At 45.3% G+C, this 25,993-nt stretch carries 24 protein-coding genes; 9 read left to right on the top strand and 15 right to left on the bottom strand.

Annotation, left to right across the window (positions count from 1 at the left end; translation table 11 throughout):
• Window positions 1-189: 189 nt before the first annotated feature.
• Both AC2D6U_RS01405 and AC2D6U_RS01400 read left to right on the top strand, forming a co-directional pair.
• Window positions 190-708 (top strand): hypothetical protein, encoded by a 519-nt coding sequence (locus AC2D6U_RS01405; RefSeq protein ID WP_484719147.1) that lies wholly within the window; start codon window positions 190-192, stop codon window positions 706-708.
• A 114-nt stretch (window positions 709-822) separates the two neighbouring features.
• Window positions 823-1,431, top strand: coding sequence for a DUF4386 domain-containing protein (locus AC2D6U_RS01400; protein ID WP_484719146.1), 609 nt, complete (start codon window positions 823-825; stop codon window positions 1,429-1,431).
• Window positions 1,432-1,479: 48 nt separating this feature from the next.
• On the opposite strand, the gene katG is transcribed toward AC2D6U_RS01400, so the two are convergent.
• Window positions 1,480-3,723, bottom strand: coding sequence for a catalase/peroxidase HPI (gene katG, locus AC2D6U_RS01395; protein WP_484719145.1), 2,244 nt, complete (start codon window positions 3,721-3,723; stop codon window positions 1,480-1,482).
• A gap of 366 nt (window positions 3,724-4,089) precedes the next feature.
• Between katG and AC2D6U_RS01390 the strand changes: the two genes are divergently transcribed.
• A complete protein-coding gene (locus AC2D6U_RS01390; RefSeq protein ID WP_484719144.1) occupies window positions 4,090-4,746 on the top strand; it encodes a DUF2490 domain-containing protein in 657 nt (218 codons plus the stop codon).
• A 51-nt stretch (window positions 4,747-4,797) separates the two neighbouring features.
• Here AC2D6U_RS01390 and bioA read toward each other — a convergent pair whose 3' ends face one another.
• Genes bioA through AC2D6U_RS01355 form a run of 7 tightly spaced genes read right to left on the bottom strand, consistent with a single transcriptional unit; the run spans window position 4,798 to window position 12,139 of the window.
• On the bottom strand, window positions 4,798-6,090 hold the full coding sequence (gene bioA, locus AC2D6U_RS01385) for an adenosylmethionine--8-amino-7-oxononanoate transaminase (protein WP_484719143.1): 1,293 nt from the start codon (window positions 6,088-6,090) through the stop codon (window positions 4,798-4,800).
• Complete coding sequence (gene bioD / locus AC2D6U_RS01380; protein WP_484719142.1) at window positions 6,083-6,694, bottom strand: dethiobiotin synthase; 612 nt, start codon at window positions 6,692-6,694, stop codon at window positions 6,083-6,085. Before bioD ends, bioA begins: the two co-directional genes overlap by 8 nt.
• Window positions 6,695-6,697: 3 nt before the next feature.
• Window positions 6,698-8,758, bottom strand: a complete 2,061-nt coding sequence (locus AC2D6U_RS01375; protein ID WP_484719141.1) for a response regulator — start codon at window positions 8,756-8,758, stop codon at window positions 6,698-6,700.
• A gap of 23 nt (window positions 8,759-8,781) precedes the next feature.
• Window positions 8,782-9,018: a hypothetical protein gene (locus tag AC2D6U_RS01370; RefSeq protein ID WP_484719140.1), complete on the bottom strand. Its 237-nt coding sequence runs from the start codon at window positions 9,016-9,018 to the stop codon at window positions 8,782-8,784.
• 36 nt (window positions 9,019-9,054) lie between these two features.
• Window positions 9,055-10,257 (bottom strand): DUF1501 domain-containing protein, encoded by a 1,203-nt coding sequence (locus AC2D6U_RS01365; RefSeq protein ID WP_484719139.1) that lies wholly within the window; start codon window positions 10,255-10,257, stop codon window positions 9,055-9,057.
• Window positions 10,258-10,259: 2 nt separating this feature from the next.
• Window positions 10,260-11,684, bottom strand: coding sequence for a DUF1800 domain-containing protein (locus AC2D6U_RS01360; RefSeq protein ID WP_484719138.1), 1,425 nt, complete (start codon window positions 11,682-11,684; stop codon window positions 10,260-10,262).
• Window positions 11,685-11,737: 53 nt separating this feature from the next.
• Window positions 11,738-12,139, bottom strand: coding sequence for an OsmC family protein (locus AC2D6U_RS01355; protein WP_484719137.1), 402 nt, complete (start codon window positions 12,137-12,139; stop codon window positions 11,738-11,740).
• A 104-nt stretch (window positions 12,140-12,243) separates the two neighbouring features.
• On the opposite strand from AC2D6U_RS01355, the gene AC2D6U_RS01350 reads away from it, so the two are divergent.
• Window positions 12,244-13,257 (top strand): vWA domain-containing protein, encoded by a 1,014-nt coding sequence (locus AC2D6U_RS01350; RefSeq protein ID WP_484719136.1) that lies wholly within the window; start codon window positions 12,244-12,246, stop codon window positions 13,255-13,257.
• A 35-nt stretch (window positions 13,258-13,292) separates the two neighbouring features.
• On the opposite strand, the gene AC2D6U_RS01345 is transcribed toward AC2D6U_RS01350, so the two are convergent.
• The 4 genes from AC2D6U_RS01345 to AC2D6U_RS01330 all read right to left on the bottom strand — a co-directional run bounded on the left by AC2D6U_RS01345 (window position 13,293) and on the right by AC2D6U_RS01330 (window position 15,230).
• Window positions 13,293-13,913: a DUF1684 domain-containing protein gene (locus tag AC2D6U_RS01345; protein WP_484719135.1), complete on the bottom strand. Its 621-nt coding sequence runs from the start codon at window positions 13,911-13,913 to the stop codon at window positions 13,293-13,295.
• 33 nt (window positions 13,914-13,946) lie between these two features.
• Entirely contained in the window at window positions 13,947-14,300 is a 354-nt protein-coding gene (locus tag AC2D6U_RS01340) for a DUF4199 domain-containing protein (protein ID WP_484720572.1), read from the bottom strand.
• A gap of 12 nt (window positions 14,301-14,312) precedes the next feature.
• Window positions 14,313-14,465 carry a hypothetical protein gene (locus AC2D6U_RS01335; protein ID WP_484719134.1) on the bottom strand — a complete coding sequence of 51 codons (153 nt, stop codon included), beginning with the start codon at window positions 14,463-14,465 and terminating at the stop codon, window positions 14,313-14,315.
• A gap of 261 nt (window positions 14,466-14,726) precedes the next feature.
• Window positions 14,727-15,230, bottom strand: a complete 504-nt coding sequence (locus tag AC2D6U_RS01330; protein ID WP_484719133.1) for a helix-turn-helix transcriptional regulator — start codon at window positions 15,228-15,230, stop codon at window positions 14,727-14,729.
• A 4-nt stretch (window positions 15,231-15,234) separates the two neighbouring features.
• On the opposite strand from AC2D6U_RS01330, the gene AC2D6U_RS01325 reads away from it, so the two are divergent.
• Window positions 15,235-16,638, top strand: coding sequence for an amidohydrolase family protein (locus AC2D6U_RS01325; RefSeq protein WP_484719132.1), 1,404 nt, complete (start codon window positions 15,235-15,237; stop codon window positions 16,636-16,638).
• Window positions 16,639-16,779: 141 nt separating this feature from the next.
• Here AC2D6U_RS01325 and AC2D6U_RS01320 read toward each other — a convergent pair whose 3' ends face one another.
• The 3 genes from AC2D6U_RS01320 to AC2D6U_RS01310 all read right to left on the bottom strand — a co-directional run bounded on the left by AC2D6U_RS01320 (window position 16,780) and on the right by AC2D6U_RS01310 (window position 23,591).
• Window positions 16,780-20,160 (bottom strand): methylmalonyl-CoA mutase family protein, encoded by a 3,381-nt coding sequence (locus AC2D6U_RS01320; protein ID WP_484719131.1) that lies wholly within the window; start codon window positions 20,158-20,160, stop codon window positions 16,780-16,782.
• Between the two features lie 81 nt (window positions 20,161-20,241).
• Complete coding sequence (locus tag AC2D6U_RS01315; RefSeq protein WP_484719130.1) at window positions 20,242-22,425, bottom strand: patatin-like phospholipase family protein; 2,184 nt, start codon at window positions 22,423-22,425, stop codon at window positions 20,242-20,244.
• Complete coding sequence (locus AC2D6U_RS01310; protein ID WP_484719129.1) at window positions 22,422-23,591, bottom strand: THUMP domain-containing class I SAM-dependent RNA methyltransferase; 1,170 nt, start codon at window positions 23,589-23,591, stop codon at window positions 22,422-22,424. Before AC2D6U_RS01310 ends, AC2D6U_RS01315 begins: the two co-directional genes overlap by 4 nt.
• 123 nt (window positions 23,592-23,714) lie before the next feature.
• On the opposite strand from AC2D6U_RS01310, the gene AC2D6U_RS01305 reads away from it, so the two are divergent.
• From AC2D6U_RS01305 to AC2D6U_RS01290, 4 genes are all read left to right on the top strand, one after another.
• Window positions 23,715-24,218 carry a DUF4494 domain-containing protein gene (locus tag AC2D6U_RS01305; RefSeq protein WP_484719128.1) on the top strand — a complete coding sequence of 168 codons (504 nt, stop codon included), beginning with the start codon at window positions 23,715-23,717 and terminating at the stop codon, window positions 24,216-24,218.
• Entirely contained in the window at window positions 24,202-24,459 is a 258-nt protein-coding gene (locus AC2D6U_RS01300) for a hypothetical protein (protein WP_484719127.1), read from the top strand. Before AC2D6U_RS01305 ends, AC2D6U_RS01300 begins: the two co-directional genes overlap by 17 nt.
• A 132-nt stretch (window positions 24,460-24,591) precedes the next feature.
• Window positions 24,592-24,738 carry a hypothetical protein gene (locus tag AC2D6U_RS01295; RefSeq protein ID WP_484719126.1) on the top strand — a complete coding sequence of 49 codons (147 nt, stop codon included), beginning with the start codon at window positions 24,592-24,594 and terminating at the stop codon, window positions 24,736-24,738.
• Window positions 24,701-25,993, top strand: coding sequence for an HTTM domain-containing protein (locus AC2D6U_RS01290; RefSeq protein WP_484719125.1), 1,293 nt, complete (start codon window positions 24,701-24,703; stop codon window positions 25,991-25,993). The genes AC2D6U_RS01295 and AC2D6U_RS01290 overlap by 38 nt, the downstream gene beginning before the upstream one ends.

The raw sequence follows: 25,993 nt of genomic DNA, 5'->3' as shown, positions 1-25,993 counted from the left end.
ATGCATTAATCAATAAAACAGAAGGCAGACCTGAAACAAAGGAAACAGCAAGCATTTTGATATTCCTCCATAATTCACGGTTCATACCTTCGAACGTTGTATACCATTCTCAAGAAAATAATCCTTGATTCGCGATTCGCGAATTGAAAATATTTTCCATACTTTTATAACCTTAAATGCACTAGTGAGATGAAAAAACATAGTGGGATGCGACCACATGATATTGCTATACTTCTAAAGATTGCTAGTAAAGGAGCTGATAAATGGTTTATGAAAGACTTAGCTAATGAACTAATAATTAGTCCAAGTGAAATCAGTGAAAGTATCAATAGATCCGTTATAGCTGGACTTATAAACAGTGATAAAAGAACACTAAGAAAATTAGCTCTAATAGACTTCTTAAAGTCTGGAATTCGCTACGTATTTCCTCAACGACCAGGCTCCATTACCAGAGGAATTGGAACGGCAATATCAGCTCCCCCTTTGAATGAAGAATTTCTAAATAATGAACATTTTGTTTGGCCATATGGAAAGGGCAACGTTAGAGGTCAAGCTATAGAACCATTACATCCAAAAACTCCGGAAGCCTGCATGAATGACTTAAAATACTATGAACTAATGGCTCTGACAGACGCAATTCGGATAGGTAAAGTTAGAGAGCAGAATATGGCATTTGAGTATTTAAAAGAAAAGATTGAAAATGCCTAAAAATCAAACAATCAATCTAAGGATCGTTGAAAAGGTTGCATTAGCACTTGAGGAATTGAACAATGAAGTCATATATGTTGGTGGAGCTGTTGTTAGCTTCAGTAAACTCACGTTATGAATCATCGACTCTTAGCCAAAACTGCAGGCATCAGCTACCTGATTATTTTCTTTGCCGCCATCTTCGGCAATTTCTTAGCACTAGACCCCTTACTTGCAGACCCTTACGGTACCGTAATGCACAACAGCCAAGTGATTCGCTTTGGCATATTGGCCTTTCTGTTCGCGGCACTTTTCGATGTCGTCGTTGCTTGGTCACTTTTTGAAATGTATAAAAACCATGTCTTCACGCGTTTGAGCACCTACTTAAGGGTTATCCATGCCACGATCATGTCGGCAGCGCTTTTTGCCCTACCCGTGGCGTTGCAGCACACTACCAATGACGACATTTTGCTCTACGCCGAGGCATTCAATAACATGTGGCTGATCGGTCTTTTCTTTTTCGGGGCGCACTTGCTCTTATTGGCAAGAATAGCACCCATGCCCAAATGGATCGCCTTGTTCATGTCCTTCGCCGGCGTCATGTACATGGCAGATTCCGCCGCTCACTTCGTACTACCGAATTATGATGACTACGCGACCATTGCCTTGACTTTAGTAGCCATACCGAGCATCTTAGGTGAAATGGCCTTTGCGTTTTGGCTTTTGCTGAAGGCAGGGAAATAAAAAAGGCAACCCATTGGGCTGCCTTTTCGGTTTTAACTGTATATCCGATCAATTCAGATCAAAACGATCTGCATTCATCACTTTCGTCCATGCCGCAACGAAGTCTTGATAGAACTTCTCTGTGTTATCGCTTTGTGCGTATACTTCTGCAATGGCGCGTAATTCAGCATTCGAACCGAATACCAAATCAGCTCTTGTCGCTGTATACTTCACTTTGCCCGTCGCCCTATCCTTACCTTCGTAAGCCGTGTTTTTATCGTCAGTAGGACCCCAAACTGTATTGTAATCCAATAGATTCACAAAGAAATCGTTGGTCAATTGACCTGCACGATCTGTGAACACTCCATGCTTGGATCCATCCCAGTTGGCATTCATGGCACGCATACCCCCTACAAGCACTGTCATTTCAGGTGCTGTAAGACCCATCAGCTGCGCTTTGTCAACTAATAACTTCTCAGCTGGTACTGAATATTCCGCTTGTACGAAGTTTCTAAAGCCATCAGCTTTTGGTCTCAACCATTCGAACGATTCTACGTCTGTTTGCTCTTCAGAAGCATCTCCTCTTCCTGGTGTGAACGGCACATTGATGTCAACACCTGCTTCTTTAGCTGCTTTTTCTACTCCTACGCAACCGCCTAAGACGATCATGTCGGCTATAGAAATTTGCTTAGTTCCAGCCTGCGCCCCATTAAAGGCGGTTTGAATGCCTTCTAAGGTGTCAAGCACTTTGGCCAATTGATCCGGGTTGTTGACTTCCCAGAATTTCTGAGGAGCTAAACGCACACGTCCACCGTTAGCTCCACCTCTCATGTCAGAAGCTCTGTAAGTAGACGCTGACGCCCATGCAGCAGAAACTAGCTCAGTAGCCGTTAGGCCAGAAGCTGAAATCTCTCCTTTCAAGTGCGTAATGTCGGCTTCATTGACCAAATCATGTTCAACAGCAGGAATTGGGTCTTGCCAGATCAAATCTTCAGCAGGTACTTCTGGACCTAGGTATCTATTCTTGGGTCCCATATCTCTATGCGTCAATTTGAACCATGCTCTTGCAAATGCATCTGCAAACTCATCAGGGTTCTCGTAGAATCTCTTGGAGATCTTTTCGTAAGCTGGATCCATTCTTAGCGAAAGGTCAGTGGTCAACATCGTTGGCTGATGTGTTTTGCCTTCGATGTGTGCATCAGGCACAGTACCTGCCCCACCATTGTCTTTTGGTCTCCACTGATAAGCTCCAGCAGGGCTTTTGAACAATTCCCAATCGTACTTGAATAAGTTGTCGAAATAGAGGTTACTCCATTCTGTAGGCTTTTGCGTCCAAATACCTTCCAATCCAGAAGTGATGGTATTTTCTGAATGACCAGAACCCATGGTATTCTTCCATCCCATGCCCATTTGCTCCATTGGAGCGCCTTCTGGCTCGGGACCTACGTACTGCCCAGGATCACCTGCGCCGTGCGTTTTACCAAATGTGTGACCACCTGCGATCAAAGCAACTGTTTCTTCGTCATTCATCGCCATGCGGCCGAATGTTTCACGAATATCATGTGCCGCAGCAACCGGGTCAGGATTACCATTAGGACCTTCAGGGTTCACATAGATCAATCCCATTTGAACTGCTGCCAACGGATTCTCTAATTCTCTTTCTCCAGTGTATCGCTTGTCATCAAGCCACTCACCTTCAGAACCCCAATAAATGTCTTTCTCTGATTCCCAGATGTCAGGACGACCACCGCCAAAACCAAAGGTCTTAAAGCCCATTGACTCAAGCGCGACATTTCCTGTCAAGATCAACAGATCTGCCCAAGACAATTTGTTACCATACTTCTGTTTGATTGGCCACAACAAAGCACGCGCTTTATCAAGGTTTCCATTATCAGGCCAACTATTCAATGGAGCAAAGCGTTGTGCGCCTGTTCCTCCACCGCCACGACCGTCGGAAATTCGGTAAGTACCAGCAGCGTGCCATGCCATTCTGATGAAGAAAGGACCATAATGTCCAAAATCGGCAGGCCACCAATCCTTGGAATCGGTCATCAAGTCAGTCAAGTCTTTCTTGACTGCCGCTAAGTCTAATTTTTTAAATTCCTCCGCATAATCGAAGTCTTTGCCCATTGGGTTGGCAAGCTCAGAATGCTGTCGAAGAATATCTAATTTCAATTGATTTGGCCACCAATCTTGGTTATTGGTTCCGCCACCAGCAGTTTCGTTGAGCTGACCACCCAAGAAAGGGCAGTTTTCTGCCCCATTCATGTTGTAGCTCGTGCTGGAGTTTTCATGTGGATTTTGGTTCTCCATGTTGTTAATACTTTTTTGGTTATACAGCTTTTATAAAATTATCAATTCCACCGCTGAAAAGACCTTAAAGTGTATTTATTACACTTATGCCTTATAGTTTGAATCAATACTAAAGAAATCTTATTTAACGCATCAATTGATGGACGCACTCACCACTACGGGTTTATGCACTTAACTATAACCCCATTTCTTCAAAGCTTGTTCACTTTTCTAGCGATTATTCTGCCTTCAAAAAAGGGCAATTGACGAGAGGTAACCTTAGTTTCATTTAAAAAGACTTTCCTTGTTACCTTTGACGCAATGCCAACGACTCATTCCTATTCAGCAGTTCTCCTGGTGGTATTTCTCAGCCTGAGCATACCCACTATGGCTCAGCGAGAAGTGAACTCTTTACCCGATCAGCAGTGGGTCCAGTATTATGGTGCTGGAAACCTGAATGAGCACTGGGTGATTTTTGCGGATGCCGGCTTTCGATGGAGTAATTACTTCCTCATTGAATCGCAGTTTCTTTTAAGAGGTGCTTTGGGTTACCGATTCAATAATGGTCTTACCGCCGCTGCAGGCTATGCCTACTTAGGCGTTTATGAGTCTGCTATTCTCACGGGTCATGAGCACAGACCCTATCAGGAACTGAGTTATCAGCATCAACTGGCAGGACTTGCCCTTAGCCACCGCTTAAGGATTGAAGAACGCTTTTTCAATGTGAATGATATTCAAAGCAACGAAGTTCGCTATCGCTACGGCCTGAACCTCAAACTCTTGAGCATTGCACTATCGGCCTCGAACCCTGCCTTAGTACTCGACCTCAACGTAGGAAATGAAGTCTTTTTGCAAAGTGGGAATGAGTTGTTGCCTACTGCTTTTGCACAAAACAGGTTCATCATCAGTCCGAATCTTCACGTTAGTGAAGCGCTGAGTTTCGCTTTGACATGGAACAGACAATTCTCAGCTACTGTAGACGACTCACGATACAATGTGGCCAACGTATTTTGGCTTCAGGTGCGGCACGAACTGAATTTTTAACCCTGCTCCTAGCTGGCCCACTTGTATCGAAAAAGCGGTGCAGGCCGCCTCTTAATGCCTCAGCAGCCCCGGGTACTCCTCCAAAAAATGTAGAATGGTGTCGTAGATATAATTCAGGTCTTCATTGGAAATGATGTACGGTGGGATCAAATAGATCACGTTGCCTAATGGCCTAATGAGTAAGCCTTTTTCGATAAAGTAAGGATACAAGTGATGCCGTGCTTCATTGAAATACGAGGTATCCTTTTCCGTATTGAGGTCAAAGGCGAGGATGGTACCGATCACGCGAGCGTTACGCACCATTGGGTGCTCCTTGATCTGATTAAAAAATTCTTGATGCTTTTGGTGAATGCGGTTCCGGTTGTTTTCACAGCCTGGGTCGAGCAGTAAATCCAAAGAGGCATTGGCAGCTGCCGCAATGATCGGGTTACCCGTAAAGGAATGTCCGTGAAAGAAGGTCTTCATCAGATCATTTGAACGATACGCTTGCTGGATCTTTTCTGTACAAGTAGTGACTCCCATTGGTAGCGCACCACCGGTCAACCCTTTCGAAAGACACATGATGTCTGGTTTATGCTTTAGCTGATCCGCAGCAAAGAGGGTACCCAAGCGACCAAAACCGGTCATGACTTCATCGGCAATACAGACCACATCCTGCTGCTGTCCAAAAGCAATCATTCGATTCAGCAATTCAGCGGAATAAAACTGCATACCGGAGGCTCCCTGAACAATGGGTTCAAAAATGAAGGCCGCAACTTCCCCGGTTCCCACCAGTTGAACGTAGTGCTGCCAAACCGCCTCCTCTTGACCGGCATGAGGAAAGGCCAGAAACTCCACATCGAATAAGTAAGGATCGAATGGAGCAGTAAATGGTCCTCTATCGCCAACAGACATCGCCCCAAAGGTGTCACCGTGATAGGCGCCATCGATGGCAATGATCTTTTTCTTTTCAACACCTTGATTATAAAAATACTGGAAGGCCATTTTAATGGCGACCTCTACTGCGGTTGAGCCATTATCTGAATAAAAGACCTTGGCTTGATTGTCTGGTAATATCGATAATAATCGTTCTGCCAATTCTATCGCCGGTTGATGAGTAAACCCTGCAAAGATCACATGCTCTAATTTCGCGGCCTGTTCAGCAATGGCTTGTGCCAATGCGGGATGCGCATGTCCATGAATGTTGACCCACCACGAAGAGATCACATCAATGATGCGCTTGCCTTCATTGGTGTAAAGACTGACCCCTTCTGCTATTTCGATCATCAACGGGTCTTCCATTCCTTCTAATGGCGTAAAAGGGTGCCAGATGGCTGCTTTATCTCTGTTAATCCAATCAGGCATACCAATTCATCATCAATTCATCCGCCCAATACTTGACCACCTCTTTATTGATCAAACTCAGCTGTGGTAAATGCAACAACACCCGATAACCCGATTTTTTCAAGATGATCGCTTCACTTTCCGGATTTGCATCACCATTAAAGATAATGCCCTTCACTGGGATCTTATGGGCTTTCAAATATTCCACTGTCAATAAGGTATGATTGATGCTTCCTAAGTACAGGTTAGCAACCAATACCACTTCTGTTTGGAGTTGCTTGGCGAGGTCAATGACGTAGTCTTGGTCGTTGAGCGGAACTAATACTCCACCTGCTCCTTCGATGACCAAATCATTCGTTGTTTCCGGTAATTCAAAATCGATCAGTGAGATTGCTTTGTGTTCGTATTTTGCTGCTGCATGAGGAGATGCTGGTAACTTCAGCCGATGTGTTTCGGGATGAAACCTGGTGTTTGGATTGCTCACCAGGGCCTTTACGGTTTCTGTATCACCCGGCTCTCCTGCTTGCACGGGCTTCCAATAATCTGACATTAGGGCCTCTACCAAAATGGCGGACACCAAGGTTTTACCACTATCCGTTCCGATAGCTGTCACAAAGTAGTTCATTCCTTACGATATCTTTTGGGTGTTGAGCTGCTCTCCTGCAGTCATTAATTTATTCCTGAGGGTTTCGAAGGCCACTGGCTTGGCAAGGTAGTCATCCATTCCTATATCCAAGGCCTTCTTGATGTCTTCTTTAAACGCATTGGCTGAAAGACCAATGATGTAGGGTTTATGTTCATTCATTTTTTTAATCTGCTTGGTTGCCTGGAAGCCATCCATTTGTGGCATCGCGACATCCATTAAGATCAGATCGTAGTTATTCTTTTGGCATCGCTCCAGCACTTCTAATCCATTGGAGGCAAAATCTGCACTCAACCCCATTTTTTCAAGGAAAAGCGCTGTCAACTTGCCATTCACGCTATTGTCTTCAGCGATCAGAATCTTCATGGGATAAAGGTTGCCCACCAGATCGAGGCTTTCTTTTGGCTCTTTCTCCAGCTGATCGTTCTTCACCACCTTCATGCCATGGTCCTGAACTTTGCGGGCCATAATGGTGAATTTAAATTCGGATCCGATGCCTACCCTACTGTTCACCTCGACCTTTCCATTCATGAGGTTCACCAATTTTTTGACAATGGCCAGACCAAGACCGGTTCCCCCGAACATACGGGAATGACTAGAGTCCGCCTGGGTAAATTCGTCAAATAGAATTCCGATCTTTTCTTCCGGAATACCAATACCCGTGTCTTTGATGATAAAACTCAACAAGACGGAGCGAGCGTATTCCTTCTCGCAAGTAATGTCCATCGACACCTTACCCATTTCCGTGAATTTGATCGCATTCGTTAAGAGGTTAAGCAAGATCTGCCTGATCCTACCACGGTCTGAAATGATAAACTCGGGCACATCACCATTGATGGTCATGTCTACTGCCAATTGTTTTTTGTCGGCTTCAAAAGTCACCACCTTTCGGATCTCAGCGATGAGTTTCGCTAATGAAAGAACCGACTCATCGATGGCCAAATTACCCGACTCAATTTTAGAATAGTCGAGGATGTCATTAATAACCCTTAGCAAGGTGTCACCACTCGATTTGATCGTTTCCACCAAGTCCCGTTGGTCAGGTGTCAGCTCGGTATCTTCCAACAGGCTCGTCATGCCAATGACCCCGTTCATTGGGGTTCGAATCTCATGGCTCATTGTGGCTAAGAAATTACTCTTCGCCTGTGCTGCGGATTCGGCTGCTACTGCAGCCTTTCTCAATTCTTCTTCCACTTGCTTCTGATCCGTGATACGACGCACCAAGATCAGCACTTTCTTTTCATCGAGCTTGACGACCCTGCCCTCATAAAACTGTGTCTGACTTCCGACGGAATAAGAATATTCAAGCCGTTGCAATTCACCCGTGGTAAAGGCTTTCTCGATCAATTCTAAGAACAGCGTACCTAAGGGCTCCGGTACCACCTCTTTTACATTTTTTCCGATGTAATTGCTGGGTTTGTACGACAGCTGCTCTTCATTCTGAATCACATAATCCACATACTCACCCGCACGATTAATGGTAAACAAGGCATCGGGTATTGCCCGAAGTATAACTGATTGTCGCCTTTCGCTCTCTTTGGTTGCTTTTCTGGCTTCGTATTCTTCCGTGATGTTCTTTGCTACACCCGAGACATACTTGACCTGTCCATCGGCATCGAAGACTGGAGTTTCGAACATCTCTAAGCGATGGACCTTACCCCAAACGTCTTTTGCCTCAATCTCATAAGAGTCTTTTTTGATCTGCCCCGTACTGAACACACGCTTCATGTGCTTCCATACATCTTTGTTCTGCGGGCTATCCGTAACGATGTCTGTAAAATGTAATGGCTCTGTCAGGCTAAACCCAAATATTCTACCGACGTTTTCTGACGCATAGAACACCTCTCCTTTTTCATTGTATTTGTAAGCAAAATCAGAGGTATGCATCATCAGGTGCTCTAAATTCTTTCGTGTACGCTGCGCTTTGGCACCAACTTTTTGGAGCATGCCGGATTGGCGTCTTACTCTAAAATAGAACAAGACCGCCAGTGTGATGGCCATCAACAAGGCAAAGATCAATACATAGACGAGCGACAGGTTACTCATGCCATCTAAATTAAGAAGAATCTCTAGAGCTTCGACAAGGATCGGCCAAGGGAATCGGCCATCTCCTGAAATCTGTTCATCGCTTCTGTCATGAACTCGTCGGAAAGAATTTCATCTAGCTCTTGTTCGAGCACATCAAATTCGCTCACCTTAAAGGTTTGCTCCATACCGAAATGTTCCAGTTTGATGAGGTACTTCTCATTCCATGAAAACACAGTGACCTTACAGGGCTTATTGAGAATCTCTTTGAGTATGCGCATAACGGCCTCAAAAGTAAGGATTCGTTCGCTTCTTTCTTAAGACTTGATCACATCTAGTGGACTAAACTCCTTTTTCAAGATCGATCGCGCATCTGCGTTCAACCAATTCTGTAAAACAGTAGCGTAAACTCGCCTAAAGTCGATGCTATACTTGAGGTCACCGTTGTCGAGATCTGACAAATCAGGCAGGTCATTGTAGAACCCTCCCGAAACGGAGTCGCCAATCAAAAACAGGTTATTCGCCGTTCCGTGATCCGTTCCTTGACTCGCATTTTGACCTACCCGTCGACCAAATTCAGAGAACGTCATGATCAAGGTATTTTTAAATTCGCCCGCCGCTTTTAATTCATCCACCAAATAGCTGACTCCATCTGCATACTGTTTTAACAAGCGAGCCTGCTGATTCTTTTGCTGGGCATGGGTATCAAACCCTCCCAACTGTGTGTAGTATACTTGCGTCTCTAGACCTGTATTGATCATTTGCACAATGGTTTTCAGATGATTGGCAAACTGTGATTGGGGCGTGGACCGTGTAGCACTTCCCTTTTTGCCCAGTTGCTCTTGTAAATAGTCTGCAGAGTTGACCGATTCGAGCAAAGTTTTGTAGAGGTAGCCAACACCTTCGTGCTCATGCGCATGATGCTCTTTTGCGATTTTTGCCAACTGCCGGTTATACCCGGTATTGACATCACGAATCATCTGCTGCGGGTTGCTCATGGCCAATCCCTTCATTCGCTCACCTTTCATTGCCAAATCGAGTGAATTATTGAGTTCAATGGCTTGATGGGGAAATTCACACTGTGCATCCAAGTAACGACCAAGCCATCCGGTTTGCCAATATTCACTGCTGTTGCTCGCCGAGTGCCAGATGTCCATCGAGCGAAAATGCGAACGATCAGGGTTTGGATAGCCTACCCCATTCACAATGCTCATTTCACCCCGCTCAAATAACGGACGCAACGCACTGAGGGAAGGGTGAAATCCCAATTGCTGATCTAGCGGCAATACTTCTGACTTCTTCAGAGCCAAGGCCGGCCTTGCCTTATAGTATAGATCATTTTCAAAGGGTACAATGGTATTCAATCCATCATTGCCTCCTGATAGCTGTATCACGATCAAGCGCTTGCCCTGAAAACTGTGCCCCTGAACACCTTGAGCCTGAAGGAAATGAGGTACTAACCAGGTGCCGGCAGCTAGCAGCGAACTCTGTTTTAAAAAATCTCTTCTTTTCTGTTTCATGCTTAACTCATTTGATATTCAGGTAAAGAGGCCAAGGTCATGAACAACCAATTTTTCTTCTTGGTGTCAGGCTGTTGGACATATTCAGTTGCTATTCTTTGCTTAAGCGGAGTTGGCAAGGGCTTGGTAAACATGTAGCGTACCACCAAATTAACCTGCTCTTCTTCAGTGATTGGCGGAAGCTCATAAGCCCAGAGGCCTAATTCGGCCGATTGCATCACCTTCTTACGGTCAATTTGCTGGAAAGGATCGGTGGCATCGAGTTCAGGGCTCTCTTCCTCTTGAATACGGTCTAATCCAACCATGATGGCCGGTAACTTCATCCGATTTACCAGCGAACTGCTGTCGATCCACTCCTGCCCTTTTGGCCAGCCGGCCACGCTCGGAGGATAAAACATGACCTGTGCAAAATTACGCTGAAGCAATAGCCAGCCCGCTGCATTTCCGAAGGAAAGCCCAAGCTGCGTTTCTAACCCATTGATCAGTTCCAGCGGAGATTTGATCTTTGACTGTACTTGCTCCTCTTGATAGAACCAAGGTTGAACGAAAGTAAAGCGAAGCAGGGCGTCGGTCTGGTAGTTATTGGCATAGTAGTATGTCGCCATGGCTTCGATATGCGCCTCATTGGGCACATCCGACACGTAAAAGGCATAGAGTTTTTTCGCTAAAAAATAGGCCGTTCTGCGATCATCGCAGAGTATATCGATGATATCATTGCCATCAAACGTACCTTCTTTACCCAGAAAGCGTTTGCGCCCGTCATCATGGTTGCGTTGATCAAAAACAAAGCGATTGGTTCTTCGATCGATTCGCCAACCGGTGAAGGCACGTGCGGCTTCTTTCACATCTTGTTCCGTATAATTTCCTCTACCCAGCGTAAACAACTCCAACAGCTCTCGTGCAAAATTCTCATTCGGTTTGGACTTTACATTCTGCTGATTATTGAGAAAATTGAGCATGGCGCCATCCTGTGCTACTGCACGAAGCAACTCTTTGTAGCTGCCCAGTGCATGCCTGCGCAAAGTATTATTGTGCTCTTGAGCCAGGTAACCATTGAGTACCCGCACGCCAAAATGATCATGCCAGAAATACACCAGTTTTTCGATCCCAGCTGAATTAGAAGCCTGCATCTTGTCGATCCATTCCAAGTTCAAGTTCCTGATCTTCTCTCTGGACGACCGCATTTCTTGCTGCACCAGTTGTCTGGCTTCTTCTCTTGTGATCTCTCCGCCTCTTACCCGTTGCAGGATTGTCGCCTGCGGTGATGGACCAAAGGTTTTTAAGGCATCGGTTTGATAGGCTCTTGTGAAGAGTGTTGCGATGACCTGTTCATGAGACGCCGTATCAAGTTCTTGAAACCTCGTGAACGACAAGCCAAAGCACGCTCGATTGTAAAGATGATTGATCTGAACAGGACTGAGTTGCATAGCGCATGATTTGGCTCTTAGACTCTAGCTGCCCCTTAAAAGTTTAATGCGGCTTATCGATTGATCTGAAATGTATGTTCTACCTCAGAATTCAAGGTTCCGGCAACCGAACAGTATTTGGTGGCGGCCAAATGCCCTAGTTTCTCAAACTCTTCTTGCTTGGCATCCGGTGAGTCTAAAATAAAATGCAACTTGATGTGTGTGAAAGAACGGGGATGTTCTTCCTTTCTAACACCTTCAGCTTCAACCCTTAATCCATGAACCGTTCGCTTTCTTTTTTTCAACATCGCCACCAGGTCTACTGAGGCACAGCCAGAAACAGCAGATAACAACAGCTCGGTAGGTGACTGGCTTACCTTCTCACCTTCGGGTCGCATGTCGATATGCACTTTGTGCCCGCTCGGGTTCTCTGCTTCAAACTCATAATCTCCTAGTAACGTGGTTGTTGTCTTCATAGTATAGCAATAGGTCTGGAAAGTAAATTTAAATCAATTATTGCACTAACAGTACAATAAGCCCATAAGTTTCCTGTTTTCTCACTACCTAAAACACTAAGCATATGAAGCAATTAACACGTAGCCTATTCGGTCTTATTTCTTTATTCGTAGTAACCGCATGTGGGAGTGATGACGACCAGAGACCAAGTCTTACCGTGCGGATTGAAGATCAATTTGTCAACCTTCCATCCAATGTATCGGTCTTTTTTCGGGTGGAAGATGGGGCCGGCAAAGGGATTGCCGGCCTGACAGAAGCAGATTTCAGCATCTACGAGAATGGATCGAAGATATCGGCCTTTGAGGCGACTCGTAAAATTCAACCCAACGAGCAGGTCTTTGACTACCACATCACCCTCATGCTTGACCTCAGCGGCTCCGTGCTCCAAGGCGAGAGTCTTGCCGCCTTGAAGGATGCAGCCAAAGGCTTTATCGATGAAGTGATCCCTGCTGAGAGCGAGGTCAATGCACAAGCCATTAAAATGGACATCTGGTGGTTCGATGGAGCAGCAAACATCAAGCAATTGCAAGGCACATCTACCCATTCCACCACACTCAAAAATGCCATTGATGGCATAAGCCCTGAAATGAGTGCCGACAACTCGACTAATCTTTATGGCGCAGTCATTCAAGGCATTGAAGTAGCAAGCACCAAACTGTCTCAAACCAGGCAACTGGATGAAATCGCCTCCAGCGCATTGGTCATTTTTACGGACGGAACAGACCAAGCCAACCGAAATACGCGTGGTCAAGCTGCTGAATCCGTCAAAAATGCGGATCCTGACTTGGCCCTTTATACCATTGGCCTGGGTGGCGAGATCGATGAACGGATCTTGCGCGAGATAGGGAAAACGAGCTTTGTTTCTGCCTCAAACATTGGCGAACTATTGGATCGTTTTCAGGAGATCGGCGACCTGATCAGTGGCAGAGCAAATAGCTACTACCTTTTGGAGTATTGCTCACCCAAGCGCTCGGGTAGCAATCAACTGACCATTGAGGTGACCAAAGGGGCACTGGTTGGAAATGCAAAAACGCAGTTCAATGCGTCAGACTTTAATGGCAGCTGTGTTTTGGAATAAATAGTTAGTTCAAGAGTGAGCCTTGTTAACCTGAATCACTTGAACTCTTCGGTTTGCCAATATCCTTTAACGCCGGCCTTTATGGCAACATCGAGGTGGTTTGGGCTTGGTACCATTGGACATTCATAGTTCGGGTTGTAGGCACAGAGTGGATTGTAGAGTTTGTTAAAATCTATGATCCACTCTTTCCCTTCTGGGATCTTGTCAAAGTGCAAATAGCGCCCTGCATCGTAGGTGCTGAACCCCGAAGTTGCATCGATCAAGGGTAAAAAGACGTAGTTGACTTTAGCTGCTAAACCAAAGCCCTGGACCCTCAAATAGGCTTCTAATGTCTGAGGCTGCCCTTCAATGTCAAAATGAAGTATCCCTAGCCGCCTATACAATTGTGTTCCGCCGGTACTCGTCCCCAGCTGAAAAGGCTTCGCATCTGGCGTTGCCTCAAAACGCGCCTTGACTCGATAGGCTTCATCAATTGGGAAGTACTCGTGCCCTGTAAATTGCTGTCGTTCGGCGGCGCTAAGCGGAGAGCTTTTTTCTGCTAAGAACTTCGCATTCTGCTCCTCTCGATAGGCCCTGATCTCCTGCGTATAATCGTCCGTCTGTTCTTGACAAGCCAGTACGAGGGAGATGCAGAGCAGAAGAATTACCTTTTTCATTTCCCTCAAATCTGGCAAAATAAACTTGAAGTCCTAAGCGGCAGAAACTTTTCCTTTAGATTGAAATATCAAACCGCCAATGACACTGATCACTATCCCGATCAAGAAAACTGTCATGAACATCAGAAATGATTGAAAAGGAACGGATAGGAAAACACCCTGTTCGGCAGCAAAAATTGCGTATTGTTCAGGGAAATCCGCAGCATTCATGTCCAAATTCATGGAATAAGCGAAATACCGCTCATTGAACAAAGGGTCGATCCAGATTACATAAATGGCGTTGTAAATTCCAAAAGTCAGGCCACCCAGTGTGGCTATGCCCAAACCCAACTTCATGGATTGGCCAAAGCTGATGACGCCACCCAATTGCTTTTTGTATTGCACAATGGCCAGTAGAATTCATAATTCTGCCACAAGTATGGTGGCGTAACCGATGACTTCGCCTAAACCAAAAGCTTCCGCGTCTGTGCCCACTATGGCGAGCGAAAGTAAATTGACACCAAAGATGATGGCAACTGAAATAATTCCGAATTTTTGAATAAATGGATTCATGAGCTAAAAATTTTTGTTTGCCCAAATCAGCAGGAATCGACAAAAAAATCATTCATACTTTCGTACCAAAATACTAAAATCATACGAAAGTAGGATGACGCTGGAAGGAGCTAGATTGAAGTGGTAAATGATTCACCAGCAATCATTTTGCCATCATTCCAGGATATTTCTATGCATTTTCTTCTGCAAAGAAAAATATGTGGGATCTCATTTGAGAAAGGGTTCATTTGATGAGATTCCCGTTTTCACGGGAATGACGGGTCAGTTGATGATTCGTAACTCTTTCGCCTTGGTGACCGCTTGCGTTCTGCGCTTTACATCAAGTTTCACGAATATATTTGAAACATGCGTTTTGATGGTACTTTCGGAAACGAAGAGTCTGTTCCCTATCCCTACATTTGACTCACCATCGGCCATAGCTTGCAATACTTCCAGTTCTCTTTCACTCAAGCCCAAGGCCTTTATCTTGTCTCGATCGATTTCAACCGAAGGCGCAACTTCTATGATCTTCTCCTTTCGAAACATTAAGCCCACATAGATTCCTAAGCCAATAAAAGCCGCTCCTGTAAGTGCCAAGATCAAGTCCGATGAAATTTCTGGAACGAAGGCAGCCACTTTACTCAATTCAAACAGAATCAAAAGAGCAGCGATAATCAATCCAAACCGAAGGATGGTAGTACGCATTAGGTGATTGAAAATAGGAAAACCACCCAACAAACTCCAGCGAAGATGGTCTGTAATTTTTCTTACATTTCTTAAAATCATTAGCATGATACGATTGATCTCCCTACTCTTTGCCTTTTTGTTCGCCTTTTCTTGTACCCAAAGCACATCCGTAGACCTCTTGATCACCCATGCAGAGCTGATCGATGTAAACTCTGGCAACATCCTCTCCGACCATCAAATTGGCATAGTGGATGGAAAGATTGAATTCATCGATAACGACTATTCCAAAACCTATTTGGCCACAGAAACGATCGACGCCAAAGGAAAATATGTCATCCCGGGCTTATGGGACATGCACATTCATTTTCGAGGTGGCGAAGCACTGGTTGATGAGAATAAAAACCTGATCCCACTCTTTGTGGCCAATGGCATTACCGGAGTTCGAGAGGCTGGAGGCGATATGACAAACAAGATCTTCGAGTGGCAAGATGAGATCGAGGCGGGTTCGCTTGTTGGACCTAAGATCTTTACTTCTGGCCCTAAATTGGATGGACCTGGCGCTACCTGGGCAGGATCAATACCCGTGGTCACTCAGACAGATGCCGAAGCAGCGGTAGATTCGTTGATCAACATGGGGGTTGATTTTATCAAACTTTATGATAGCCGCATCTCGAGGGACGCCTACATCTGGGTGCTAGAAGAAGCCAAAAGACGCGGGATTCGAACCTCTGGGCATATGCCTTTTACGGTGACCCTGGAAGAAGCCGTTACCGCTGGGCTTGGTTCTGTGGAACACCTTTACTATGCATTGAAAGGCTCGTCCGCTGAGGAACAAGCCGTGACCGACGACAACATTGCCGGAAGAGCAAATTTTTGGGGTTCTATGAATCGCTTAATGGCCTCCACAACTACAGAACAAGAAAATGCCACTTTCAACCTGTTGAGAGAAAATGACACCTACGTCACACCGACCCTTTTTATTGGCAATACACTCACCAACATCAAGACAACCGACCATTCGAACGACCCATACCTCGACTACATAGGGGACGGGATTATCGAGACTTATCAAGGAAGAATACAAAGTGCGATGCGGGCAAGTGAATCATTCGCAACAATGCGTCAAAACTTGAATCAATCCTTCATCGAATTGGCACCAAAACTATTCCATGCCGGAGTTCAATTGATGGCAGGCTCGGATTGTGGCGCATCCAACAGTTACGTTTACCCGGGCATCTCATTGCATCAAGAATTACAGGCCATGGTAGCTGCGGGAATCCCGGAGATTGGGGCTATTCAGGCCGCAACGATCAATGGCGCCCGGTTCTTGGGTGTGGAAGATGAATACGGAAGCTTAGCGGTCGGGAAATCCGGAGACCTCCTAATTCTCGATGGAAATCCGCTTGAAGACATCCGCAATACGCAATCCATCGCCCACATGGTCATGCAAGGCACAGCCTATGATAAAACAGATCTCGATGGCATGTTAGCCGCTGTGAAGAAATAGACAAGAGGAACAGACCGCTTCGTGACCTACCCTTACAGGCAGGCTAGCCGTGACGATTCGATTTTAGTTCTTTCGTCATTGCAAAGATCCCCAAGCATATCGGGAGGAGAAACAATCTCCTTTTAACTATGAGGAACGCCTCTACATGTTTCTGCGGTATTGTCCACCTACCTCGAAGAGTGCTGCCGTGATCTGGCCCAGCGAACAATATTTACAGGCTTCCATCAGCTCTTCAAAGATGTTCTTGTTCTGTACCGCAGCCCGCTGTACTCTCTTGATCATTTCAGCCGCTTTCGATTCATTACCTTTATGCAAATTCCCTAACATGTTGATCTGGTACTCCTTTTCTTCGGTAGTGGCTCGGATCACTTCTTTAGGTAAAATGGTCGGAGAGCCTTTTGAACTCAAGAAGGTATTGACACCAATGATCGGGAACTCTCCCGTATGCTTCAAGGTCTCGTAGTACAAGGATTCTTCCTGGATTTTAGAACGCTGGTACATGGTTTCCATGGCACCCAAGACACCTCCTCGTTCAGTAATGCGGTCAAATTCAAGTAATACCGCCTCTTCCACCAAGTCTGTGAGTTCCTCAATGATGAATGACCCTTGCAGTGGGTTCTCATTTTTCGCCAGCCCTAGCTCTTTATTGATGATCAGCTGAATGGCCATTGCCCTACGCACAGACTCCTCCGTTGGTGTGGTAATGGCTTCGTCATAGGCGTTGGTATGCAAAGAATTACAATTGTCGTAGATCGCATACAAGGCCTGAAGAGTAGTTCGGATGTCATTAAAATCGATCTCCTGCGCATGCAGTGAACGCCCAGAAGTCTGGATATGATACTTCAGCATCTGTGCTCTTGGATTGGCTCCGTATTTCTCCTTCAACGCCTTCGCCCAAATTCTTCTGGCGACTCGACCGATCACTGCATATTCCGGATCGATACCATTCGAAAAGAAGAACGACAGGTTAGGACCAAATTTATTGATGTCCATTCCCCTGCTCAAGTAGTACTCTACGTAAGTAAAGCCATTGGCCAAGGTAAAGGCGAGCTGAGAAATTGGATTTGCTCCCGCTTCCGCGATATGATAACCTGAAATAGAGACCGAATAGAAATTTCTCACGGCCTCATCAATAAAGTATTGTTGCACATCACCCATTAAGCGAAGGGCAAATTCCGTAGAGAAGATGCAAGTATTTTGCGCCTGATCCTCTTTCAAAATATCGGCCTGTACCGTACCGCGCACAACAGAAAGGGTCTGCGCTTTGATTTTTTGATACACCTCAGTTGGCAACACTTGATCTCCTGTAACTCCTAAGAGCATTAAACCCAGGCCATCATTCCCTTCCGGTAGCTCTCCTTGGTAGCTAGGTCTGTCTACCCCTTTCTCCTCATAGATCGCTTTTATTTTATCTTCTATCTCCTGCTCTAATCCATTTTCTTTGATGTACAACTCACACTGCTGATCGATGGCAGCATTCATAAAGAAGCCGAGCAACATCGGTGCAGGGCCATTGATCGTCATGGAAACCGAGGTCGTAGGATCAGATAAATTAAAGCCAGAGTACAATTTCTTGGCATCATCCAAGCAACAAATGCTTACGCCCGAGTTTCCGATCTTACCATAAATATCAGGTCGGTAATCCGGGTCGTTGCCGTAAAGTGTTACCGAATCGAATGCAGTACTTAAGCGAGCAGCAGGCATGCCCAAGCTCACATAGTGGAAACGACGATTCGTTCTTTCAGGTCCTCCTTCCCCGGCAAACATTCTCGTTGGATCTTCGCCTTCTCGTTTAAAAGGATAGATACCTGCGGTGTAAGGGAATTCACCTGGCACATTTTCTTGTAAAGACCACCTCAAGACATCTCCCCAGGACTTGTATTTTGGTAAGGCCACCTTGGGGATTTGTGTATGCGATAGTGATTCGGTGTGTGTCTTAATTTTGATCTCCTTATCTCTAACCTTGAAGCTATAAACAGGGTCTGTGTATTTCTTTTTCTTCTCTTCCCATTGCTCAATGAGCTGCCAATTGTAAGGGTCCAGATCCAGTTTCACTTGCTCAAAGGATTCCTGCAAGCCTTTGATCAAACGATCTTTATCGGCGATATTCGTTTCCTTCATCGTCTCGATCGAACGATGCAATCCATAGAGTTTATCAGCTACTTCTGCCTGTGTTAAGGCTTTCTCGTCGTAAGCCCTATTGTTTTCTGCGATCTCAGAAAGGTAGCGCGTTCGTTTGGGTGGAATCACAAAGATCTTTTCCGACATTTCGTTGGTGATCTCGAACGTAGATTTCAGGTTGACGCCTGTTTGTTCTACCAACTTATCCATGATCACTTTGTAGAGGCTATTCATCCCCGGATCGTTGAACTGCGAGGCTATTGTTCCGTAAACGGGCATGCTGTCAATATCATCGTGCCATAGCCCATGGTTGCGTTGGTATTGCTTTTTCACATCGCGTAATGCATCCAGCGCTCCTCTTTTATCGAATTTATTCAGGGCAATGACATCAGCAAAATCTAGCATATCGATCTTTTCTAGCTGCGTCGCTGCCCCATATTCCGGAGTCATGACGTAAAGCGATACGTCGGAGTGATCTAATATTTCCGTATCGGACTGGCCAATGCCAGACGTCTCCAGAATGATCAGGTCATAGGCTGCAGCCTTCAATACTTGAATCGCCTCTTTCACATGCTTCGAAAGGGCAAGATTAGATTGGCGAGTGGCGAGCGAACGCATGTATACCCGATTGTTATTGATCGAATTCATGCGGATTCTATCCCCTAAAAGGGCACCGCCTGTTTTTCTTTTCGAAGGATCTACTGAAACGATCGCAATGTTTTTGTCCTCAAAATCGATCAAAAACCGCCTGACCAACTCATCGACCAGCGAAGATTTTCCGGCACCACCCGTTCCGGTAATACCCAACACGGGCGTTTCCCCGGCACTTGCTAATTCATGTACCTTGACCAACTGCTCTTTCGATTCTTCCGGATAATTCTCGGCTGCAGAGATCAATTTCGCAATGGCCGTTACTTCTTTCTCTTTTAATTGATTGACCTCACCATTCAAGTGCTGACCAGTTGGGAAATCGCACTTTTCGACCATGTCATTGATCATGCCTTGTAAGCCCATTTCACGGCCATCATCGGGAGAATAGATCCTTGTGATTCCATAGTCCATGAGTTCTTTGATCTCCTCAGGGAGGATCACCCCTCCTCCACCTCCGAAGATCTTGATATGGCCAGCGCCTTTCTCATTCAGCAGATCATGCATGTATTTAAAGTACTCGTTATGCCCCCCTTGATAAGAGGTCATGGCAATGGCTTGTGCATCTTCTTGAATGGCCGTATTGACCACCTCTTCAACCGAACGATCGTGTCCTAAATGAATGACCTCACATCCTGTGGCTTGAATAATTCTGCGCATGATGTTGATGGCAGCATCGTGTCCATCAAATAGCGAGGCAGCGGTGACAATTCTTACTTTGTTCTTGGGTTGATAAGGTGCTACTTCCTGCATAATTCTCCGTTTCGATGGCAAATTTAGGCAAAATGACTTTACTTCCTAACAGTTGTTAGGCAGTATTGATAAGCGGCAGGTTTACTTTTTGAGTAACTCCAAAGCCTCTTTGTTTTCCGGTGTATGGATGGATTCTAAAATGTCCTTTTTTTCTATTTCAGTAAGACGCCAACTGAGTGAAGCCCTGTTCTCATCGAGCACGCCATACTGCAATTCCACTCTTCGCAAATGCGCTCCAAAACCTTCTTTTGTCATTTCAAACCATTGGTCGTTTTTGATGGTCTGGACCTTGTCCCAGCTTTTATACACCGATTGTATGGGTGAGAAAAAGCGTTGTAGAATGTTGAGTTGCTCAGGTGCTTGCAATTCCTCTTGTTTTTTCGAATCCCGAATGGTCAACAACACCACTTCAGAGGTATTCTCTTTGATCCAGTCTTCGAATTTATTCAAGAAAATTAATGCATCGACGATGCCGTAATTATCGGAGATGCCTGCATCCGCAATTTGAACGGGAGGCTCCGTGGGTAAGGTAATGGTCGGTACAACATAAGGAAAGGTCGCACTCATGCGCAAGGCCGTGAGAAAGCGAAGACTATCGGGCTGATGCCCTTTCAATAGATCCCTCAGGTCAACACCTTGGACCAAGGAATTGGCTTCGTCTCGTTCATTGAACAAGCCCACCGGATGCGGGGAAATGTATAGTTTTCTACCGTCATTTGTGATCAGAGGAATGACCAGCAGTTTGGGAATGTCTCCCTTAAATTCTGGTTCACGGTAAGCGCTGATCGGTCGATCCAGCATCCCGTTCATGTTATCCTTCAAGCTCTCTTCAAAAACGAAGCCCCTTTCTCGTTTATAGCGCTGTCCGGCATAATCGAAACTATTTACTTTGAAGAACAGGTCATTCACCAACAGGGTGAAAATGAGTGGATTCAAAATTTCATTGCTCACTTGAGTCAAGTGTGTCCGGCTATTGGGCTTCGCGTCCTTCCAGTAAAGGTCACGATAGAATGCTGCTCCAACCAATCCACCGGAGGCTCCGGTGATCAGGAAGGTTTCTTGCATGAGCTGTCCGTTCAACACAGAATCTGCATGTTGCATAGCCGTGGTGGTCCACAGTGCAGCCCGTTGTCCACCGCCACTAACGGCCACGAGCATCATGCGTGGTTTTTCCTTTCCGGTCTTCGCCTTCCAGTTTTCAAGCATCTGTATCCAGTATTGCTTGCTCTCCTCTACTGCCTGCGGCGAAGCTAAGGCATTCAACTTTTCTAAGTTGTAGGCGGTTGGCTCCTTTTGGTAATCCAATCCAAAGGCCGGGTAGACGTAGCCCGCGTTGAATTCACTCGAGTAAATATTCAAGGCGAAGAGCAAGAGGATCAATGTAGAGACTACCCAAGAGCGCAACCAGAAACTCAAGGCGCCAGTGGCCATTACGAAGACGGTAAGCAACAAGGTGAACGAAGCACCGGCGGGAACCTGAAACACATCGGTATCCTGAAAGACACCAATACCAAACACCACCAGGATCAGAAAAAGCTCTGCAATGATCGCATTGCGCTGGTTTTGTTTGAAAATACCAAGAATTGAAATGCGTTCGTACCTTGATTCAAAACGGCGCGTTGAAAACCATTTGAATTTGAGGGAGAGATAACTTTCGGCGCGCACTGGCTTTCGCTTTAGTTTTTTTAACTGACGAAATGCATTCAGTCGATCGACATTGCTCCTGGCCTTGCTCTTTCCCTTCCGCTTAGCCAAGACCTTAACGATGTCGCGATTAGTTAATCTAAAATACGTAAACAGCGTGGTCAGCATGACCAAATAGCCCATGAGCAAGCCGCCAATGATCTCAGAAGACTCTGCGATCGAATAGAGTGAAGCTGACCGATGAAAATCAATGATCTTGTAGACATAAAACAACAAGAAACTGAGCGGAATCAGCGAATTATTTAGACAAAAGTGTGCAAAAGGCCGTGGCAGGGTGCCCAAAAACTGAAACCGAAAACCGTCGAGAATATAGCTGGTAATGTTGAAGGCCATTGAAAACCCTCCCAACGTCAGCCCTAGAATGAAAGGCCCTAAAAAGCCAACTTCTCCAAGGTAAATGGGGTCTAACAATAAAAAAGGAATGCCCAGGCTTCTTCCAAATTTTCCTTCGACAATACCAAACAAGATCAGCCAATAAACCAACAACACCTGATTGTACTTGACATGGACAAGCAGGAGTTTAAGCGGAAAGCTGTGAATGACTGATCTAAAAAATTTCAATCTTTTTGTTTCTTAGTACCTCTATACATTTCGTACTTCAACAATCTACATTCAATTTTTGCATTCATAAAGGGAATTCGAGCGGAAGTTCTTAGCCCAATGAATTTGGCCAAATTCATGTTACCAGTAAAAACAAACGCATCATAATCTTGACATTTCTGTTTAAGAAAATCACCGATCTGTTGGTAGGTACCTTCCAATATCTTTTCCTCCCCTAGTCGTTCGCCGTATTCCGGATTCATAAAAACGACACCGGGTGCTTCAGGGACGGGAGTTTCTTGAAAATCGCACTGATGGAACTCGATCAGGTGATCTACCTGGGCGATCTTTGCATTTTCCTTCGCCGCCCACAAGGCCTTTTTACTGATGTCTGTAGCAATGATCTTAAAATCCAAGCTTTCCTTGGCCTGCAAATTGGCCAATCGATAATAATTCTCCCAGCTTTCGGCGTCGTACCCATTGAGGTGCATAAAACCAAAATGTTCGCGATACATGCCGGGTGCCGTATTGGTCGCCATCATGGCTGCCTCAATGGCCAAGGTACCTGAGCCACACATCGGATTCACGAAATGCGAATTCAGATCCCAGCCGGAAGCTATGATGGTAGAGGAAGCCAAGGACTCGATCATAGGGGCTTTAAAAGGGATTTTTCGATAGCCATGCTTAGCGATGGAATTGCCAGAGGTATCAAAATAGATCCTTACTTTCTCTTCTTTCCAGTACAAATGGATCACCACTTGATCGCGTGATGGACCCGAATCCGGACGTTTGCCAAACTTTTCCATGAAGCGGTCGGCAATCGCATCCTTTACCCGAACATTTGCAAAACGGTCATCTTTGATGAACTCGTTTTTCACATAAGAGGTAATGGTGAAATAGCTATCTACAGGAATAAATTTTTCCCATTCAATGGCCTTGACCCTTTTGTACAGGTCATTGGCTGTATTCGCGCGGAACCGTTGAATTTGCCAGAGCACCCTGCCCGCTGTTCGCAAATACATGTTGAGCCGCAGGCATTCATCAAAATATCCATTGATCTCTACCTCTGTGAGGCTTTGGTACTGGACTGCATAACCCAGGTTACGCACCTCTGTTGCCAGGGCATCGGCCTGCATAGGAAAAGTAGTGATGACGATGTCACTTTTATAAGGAAATACCTGACTCATAAAGCGAAATTGGTTTAAAAAGCTGTAAGCCACAAGTGAGAAGCACTTTGTAATTTTCTTGACACTTCTGGCTTGGGTCTAAGCACTAAGCCCTTATCTTCGCCTTCCCAAATTCAAAAGGATATGAAAACCTGGTTCACCTGCAAAGTCAAATACCAAAAACAAGACGATCAAGGTCGCATAAAGAATGTGAATGAAGCATACCTCACCGATGCTTTGTCTTTTACCGAAGCAGAAGCGCGCATTTACGAGGAAATGGGACAACGAGTGATGGGGGAATTCATTGTGACCAGCATCACCAAATCGAGGATCGTGGACGTTTTTGAATACCCTGGAGGCGATGTTTTTTATCAAGTGAAGATCACCTACTTGATCACAGATGCCGATAGCGGGAAAGAGAAAAAAGTATCCAACATCATGATCATTCATGCCGAGAATGTTAGTCAAGCCTATGACCGGATCCACGAGGCGTTGAATAACATGCTGACCACTTTTGCTGTGCCGGAGATCAAAGAATCACCGATCATTGAAGTTTTTCATCATACAGGAGAGCAAAAAATACCTGATAATCTAACCCCTTTATCCGAGCTAACCGAAGACGAAGAAGACGATGAACAAGACATTTGAAAAAGTCAGTGAAGCGGTTTTTGATAGCTTAAAGAATAAGCTCAGCAGTCAGGGCATTACGCTCGAAGGCAGCTCGGGATACCTCTCAAAGAATGGCATATCCTTAGACTTTGCCTTTGATCAAGAAGCACAAACCCTGCGCATTGAAAACTTATCGGTAGGATTTCCTGCCTCTTTGGCCGGCATGAACACCGAAAAAGTGATGGGCATTCTAGAAAAGACCATTACCGACTGCCGATAGGATTTCAGTCTCCTGAACCTACAGGATTCGAGTTACGCTATTGATCACTCGATTCCACTGTAGATTTAGCGTTCGCTCTTTCTGGTTTTTCCACTTGGCTTTTTATCTTCAAGCTCAACCAGAAGTAAAGGCATGAACAGCTTATTAAAAGGCGAACTCCATGAAGTGTGGGGTAAAGGCAATTGGAAGAACCTCTTCGCTCCCGTCGATATTGCTGCGGTAGTTCTATTCCGCATTGGGTTTGGCTTTATCGGAAGTCACCCGTTACTTTCGTCATGATTGGATCAATCGGTATTGGGTAGAACCGCTCTGGAACTTTTCTTACGGACCTTTCCACTTTTCTCCAATGGGTGGTACGGCCATGCACATTCTTTGGATACTATTGGGTCTTTTAGGTCTTTTCATCGCTTTTGGATTTCTCTATCGGATCAGTACAGTTCTTTTCTTTTTAGGTTTTACCTATACCTTTCTGCTAGAGCAAGGACGATACCTTAACCATTTCTATTTGGTTGTTCTGATCAGCTTTGTCATGATCTTTATTCCGGCAAATCGTTATTATTCCGTCGATGCACGCATTTGGAAACAGATCAAAAGTCCGGTGATCGAGGGCTGGTGTTTGTGGATGATCCGATTCCTTCTTGCTGTCCCTTACTTTTTCGGTGGAGTAGCCAAGATCAATCCTGATTGGCTCCAAGGCTACCCCCTTCGCATCTGGCTCTTGGGAGACCTCGACTTTCCGATCATAGGTCCCTATTTTACGGAGTATTGGATGATCTTGATCATGTCATATTCTGGACTGCTACTCGATCTGTTGATCGTTCCGGCCCTCTTGTGGAAAAAGACTAGAAAAGCCGGTTTCATCGCCATTGCCCTTTTTCATTTGATGAATTCTGAGCTGTTCACCATTGGTATTTTCCCTTGGTTCATGATGATTGCGACCACCCTATTCTTTGACCCAAGTTGGCCAAGACACTTCCGTAATTTCTTTAAGAACAAACACAAATTACTCATCACGAAAGAATACATTAAGGCATTTGAGGACTATGTTTCAGGTGTAAATCGACAACCCATACTTATTGGCATTTCTATTTTTTGTGCCATTCAGCTCATTCTTCCTTTCCGCCATTTGGTTATACCGGGCAATGTGCATTGGACAGAAGAAGGGCACCGCTACAGCTGGCACATGAAACTGAGAAGTAAAAAAGGCGACACCACCTTCTTTGTAAAAGACAAAACTGATGGAGCCATCACCGAAATTGACTCTTATGAGTACTTAGAAGGTTGGCAGATCGAAAACATGGATGGAAAACCTTACATGATCTGGGAATTTGCCGATTTCCTCAAGAAAACATATGCAGCAAAAGGCGTAGACGTGGAAGTCTATGTAGACGCCTTGGCTTCTTTGAATGGCCGTGAATACCAGCACATCGTAGACCCTAATGTCGACTTGACTTCTTTCCCCAAACCCAATTTCGGGTATGCCAGTTGGATCATCCCGCTAACCACAGACCTTAGTGAGCAAAGGGAAGATTGA

The sequence above is a fragment of the Roseivirga sp. YIW32 genome, assembly GCF_057219245.1.
The sequence above is the reverse complement of the archived record's forward strand: the minus strand, read 5'-3'. Positions and strand labels throughout refer to the sequence as shown.

What these genes read in the sequence shown, in the direction of transcription:
- katG (WP_484719145.1), bottom strand. Translation starts at nt 3,723, where the DNA reads ATGGAGAACCAAAATCCACATGAAAACTCCAGCACGAGCTACAACATG.
- AC2D6U_RS01335 (WP_484719134.1), bottom strand. Translation starts at nt 14,465, where the DNA reads ATGAATCCATTTATTCAAAAATTCGGAATTATTTCAGTTGCCATCATC.
- AC2D6U_RS01320 (WP_484719131.1), bottom strand. Translation starts at nt 20,160, where the DNA reads ATGCAGGAAGTAGCACCTTATCAACCCAAGAACAAAGTAAGAATTGTC.
- AC2D6U_RS01390 (WP_484719144.1), top strand. Translation starts at nt 4,090, where the DNA reads ATGGCTCAGCGAGAAGTGAACTCTTTACCCGATCAGCAGTGGGTCCAG.
- AC2D6U_RS01370 (WP_484719140.1), bottom strand. Translation starts at nt 9,018, where the DNA reads ATGCGCATACTCAAAGAGATTCTCAATAAGCCCTGTAAGGTCACTGTG.
- AC2D6U_RS01345 (WP_484719135.1), bottom strand. Translation starts at nt 13,913, where the DNA reads ATGAAAAAGGTAATTCTTCTGCTCTGCATCTCCCTCGTACTGGCTTGT.
- AC2D6U_RS01400 (WP_484719146.1), top strand. Translation starts at nt 823, where the DNA reads ATGAATCATCGACTCTTAGCCAAAACTGCAGGCATCAGCTACCTGATT.
- AC2D6U_RS01310 (WP_484719129.1), bottom strand. Translation starts at nt 23,591, where the DNA reads ATGAGTCAGGTATTTCCTTATAAAAGTGACATCGTCATCACTACTTTT.
- AC2D6U_RS01295 (WP_484719126.1), top strand. Translation starts at nt 24,592, where the DNA reads ATGAACAGCTTATTAAAAGGCGAACTCCATGAAGTGTGGGGTAAAGGC.
- AC2D6U_RS01350 (WP_484719136.1), top strand. Translation starts at nt 12,244, where the DNA reads ATGAAGCAATTAACACGTAGCCTATTCGGTCTTATTTCTTTATTCGTA.
- AC2D6U_RS01330 (WP_484719133.1), bottom strand. Translation starts at nt 15,230, where the DNA reads ATGATTTTAAGAAATGTAAGAAAAATTACAGACCATCTTCGCTGGAGT.
- AC2D6U_RS01305 (WP_484719128.1), top strand. Translation starts at nt 23,715, where the DNA reads ATGAAAACCTGGTTCACCTGCAAAGTCAAATACCAAAAACAAGACGAT.
- AC2D6U_RS01325 (WP_484719132.1), top strand. Translation starts at nt 15,235, where the DNA reads ATGATACGATTGATCTCCCTACTCTTTGCCTTTTTGTTCGCCTTTTCT.
- AC2D6U_RS01300 (WP_484719127.1), top strand. Translation starts at nt 24,202, where the DNA reads ATGAACAAGACATTTGAAAAAGTCAGTGAAGCGGTTTTTGATAGCTTA.
- AC2D6U_RS01365 (WP_484719139.1), bottom strand. Translation starts at nt 10,257, where the DNA reads ATGAAACAGAAAAGAAGAGATTTTTTAAAACAGAGTTCGCTGCTAGCT.
- bioD (WP_484719142.1), bottom strand. Translation starts at nt 6,694, where the DNA reads ATGAACTACTTTGTGACAGCTATCGGAACGGATAGTGGTAAAACCTTG.
- AC2D6U_RS01405 (WP_484719147.1), top strand. Translation starts at nt 190, where the DNA reads ATGAAAAAACATAGTGGGATGCGACCACATGATATTGCTATACTTCTA.
- bioA (WP_484719143.1), bottom strand. Translation starts at nt 6,090, where the DNA reads ATGCCTGATTGGATTAACAGAGATAAAGCAGCCATCTGGCACCCTTTT.
- AC2D6U_RS01375 (WP_484719141.1), bottom strand. Translation starts at nt 8,758, where the DNA reads ATGAGTAACCTGTCGCTCGTCTATGTATTGATCTTTGCCTTGTTGATG.
- AC2D6U_RS01360 (WP_484719138.1), bottom strand. Translation starts at nt 11,684, where the DNA reads ATGCAACTCAGTCCTGTTCAGATCAATCATCTTTACAATCGAGCGTGC.
- AC2D6U_RS01355 (WP_484719137.1), bottom strand. Translation starts at nt 12,139, where the DNA reads ATGAAGACAACAACCACGTTACTAGGAGATTATGAGTTTGAAGCAGAG.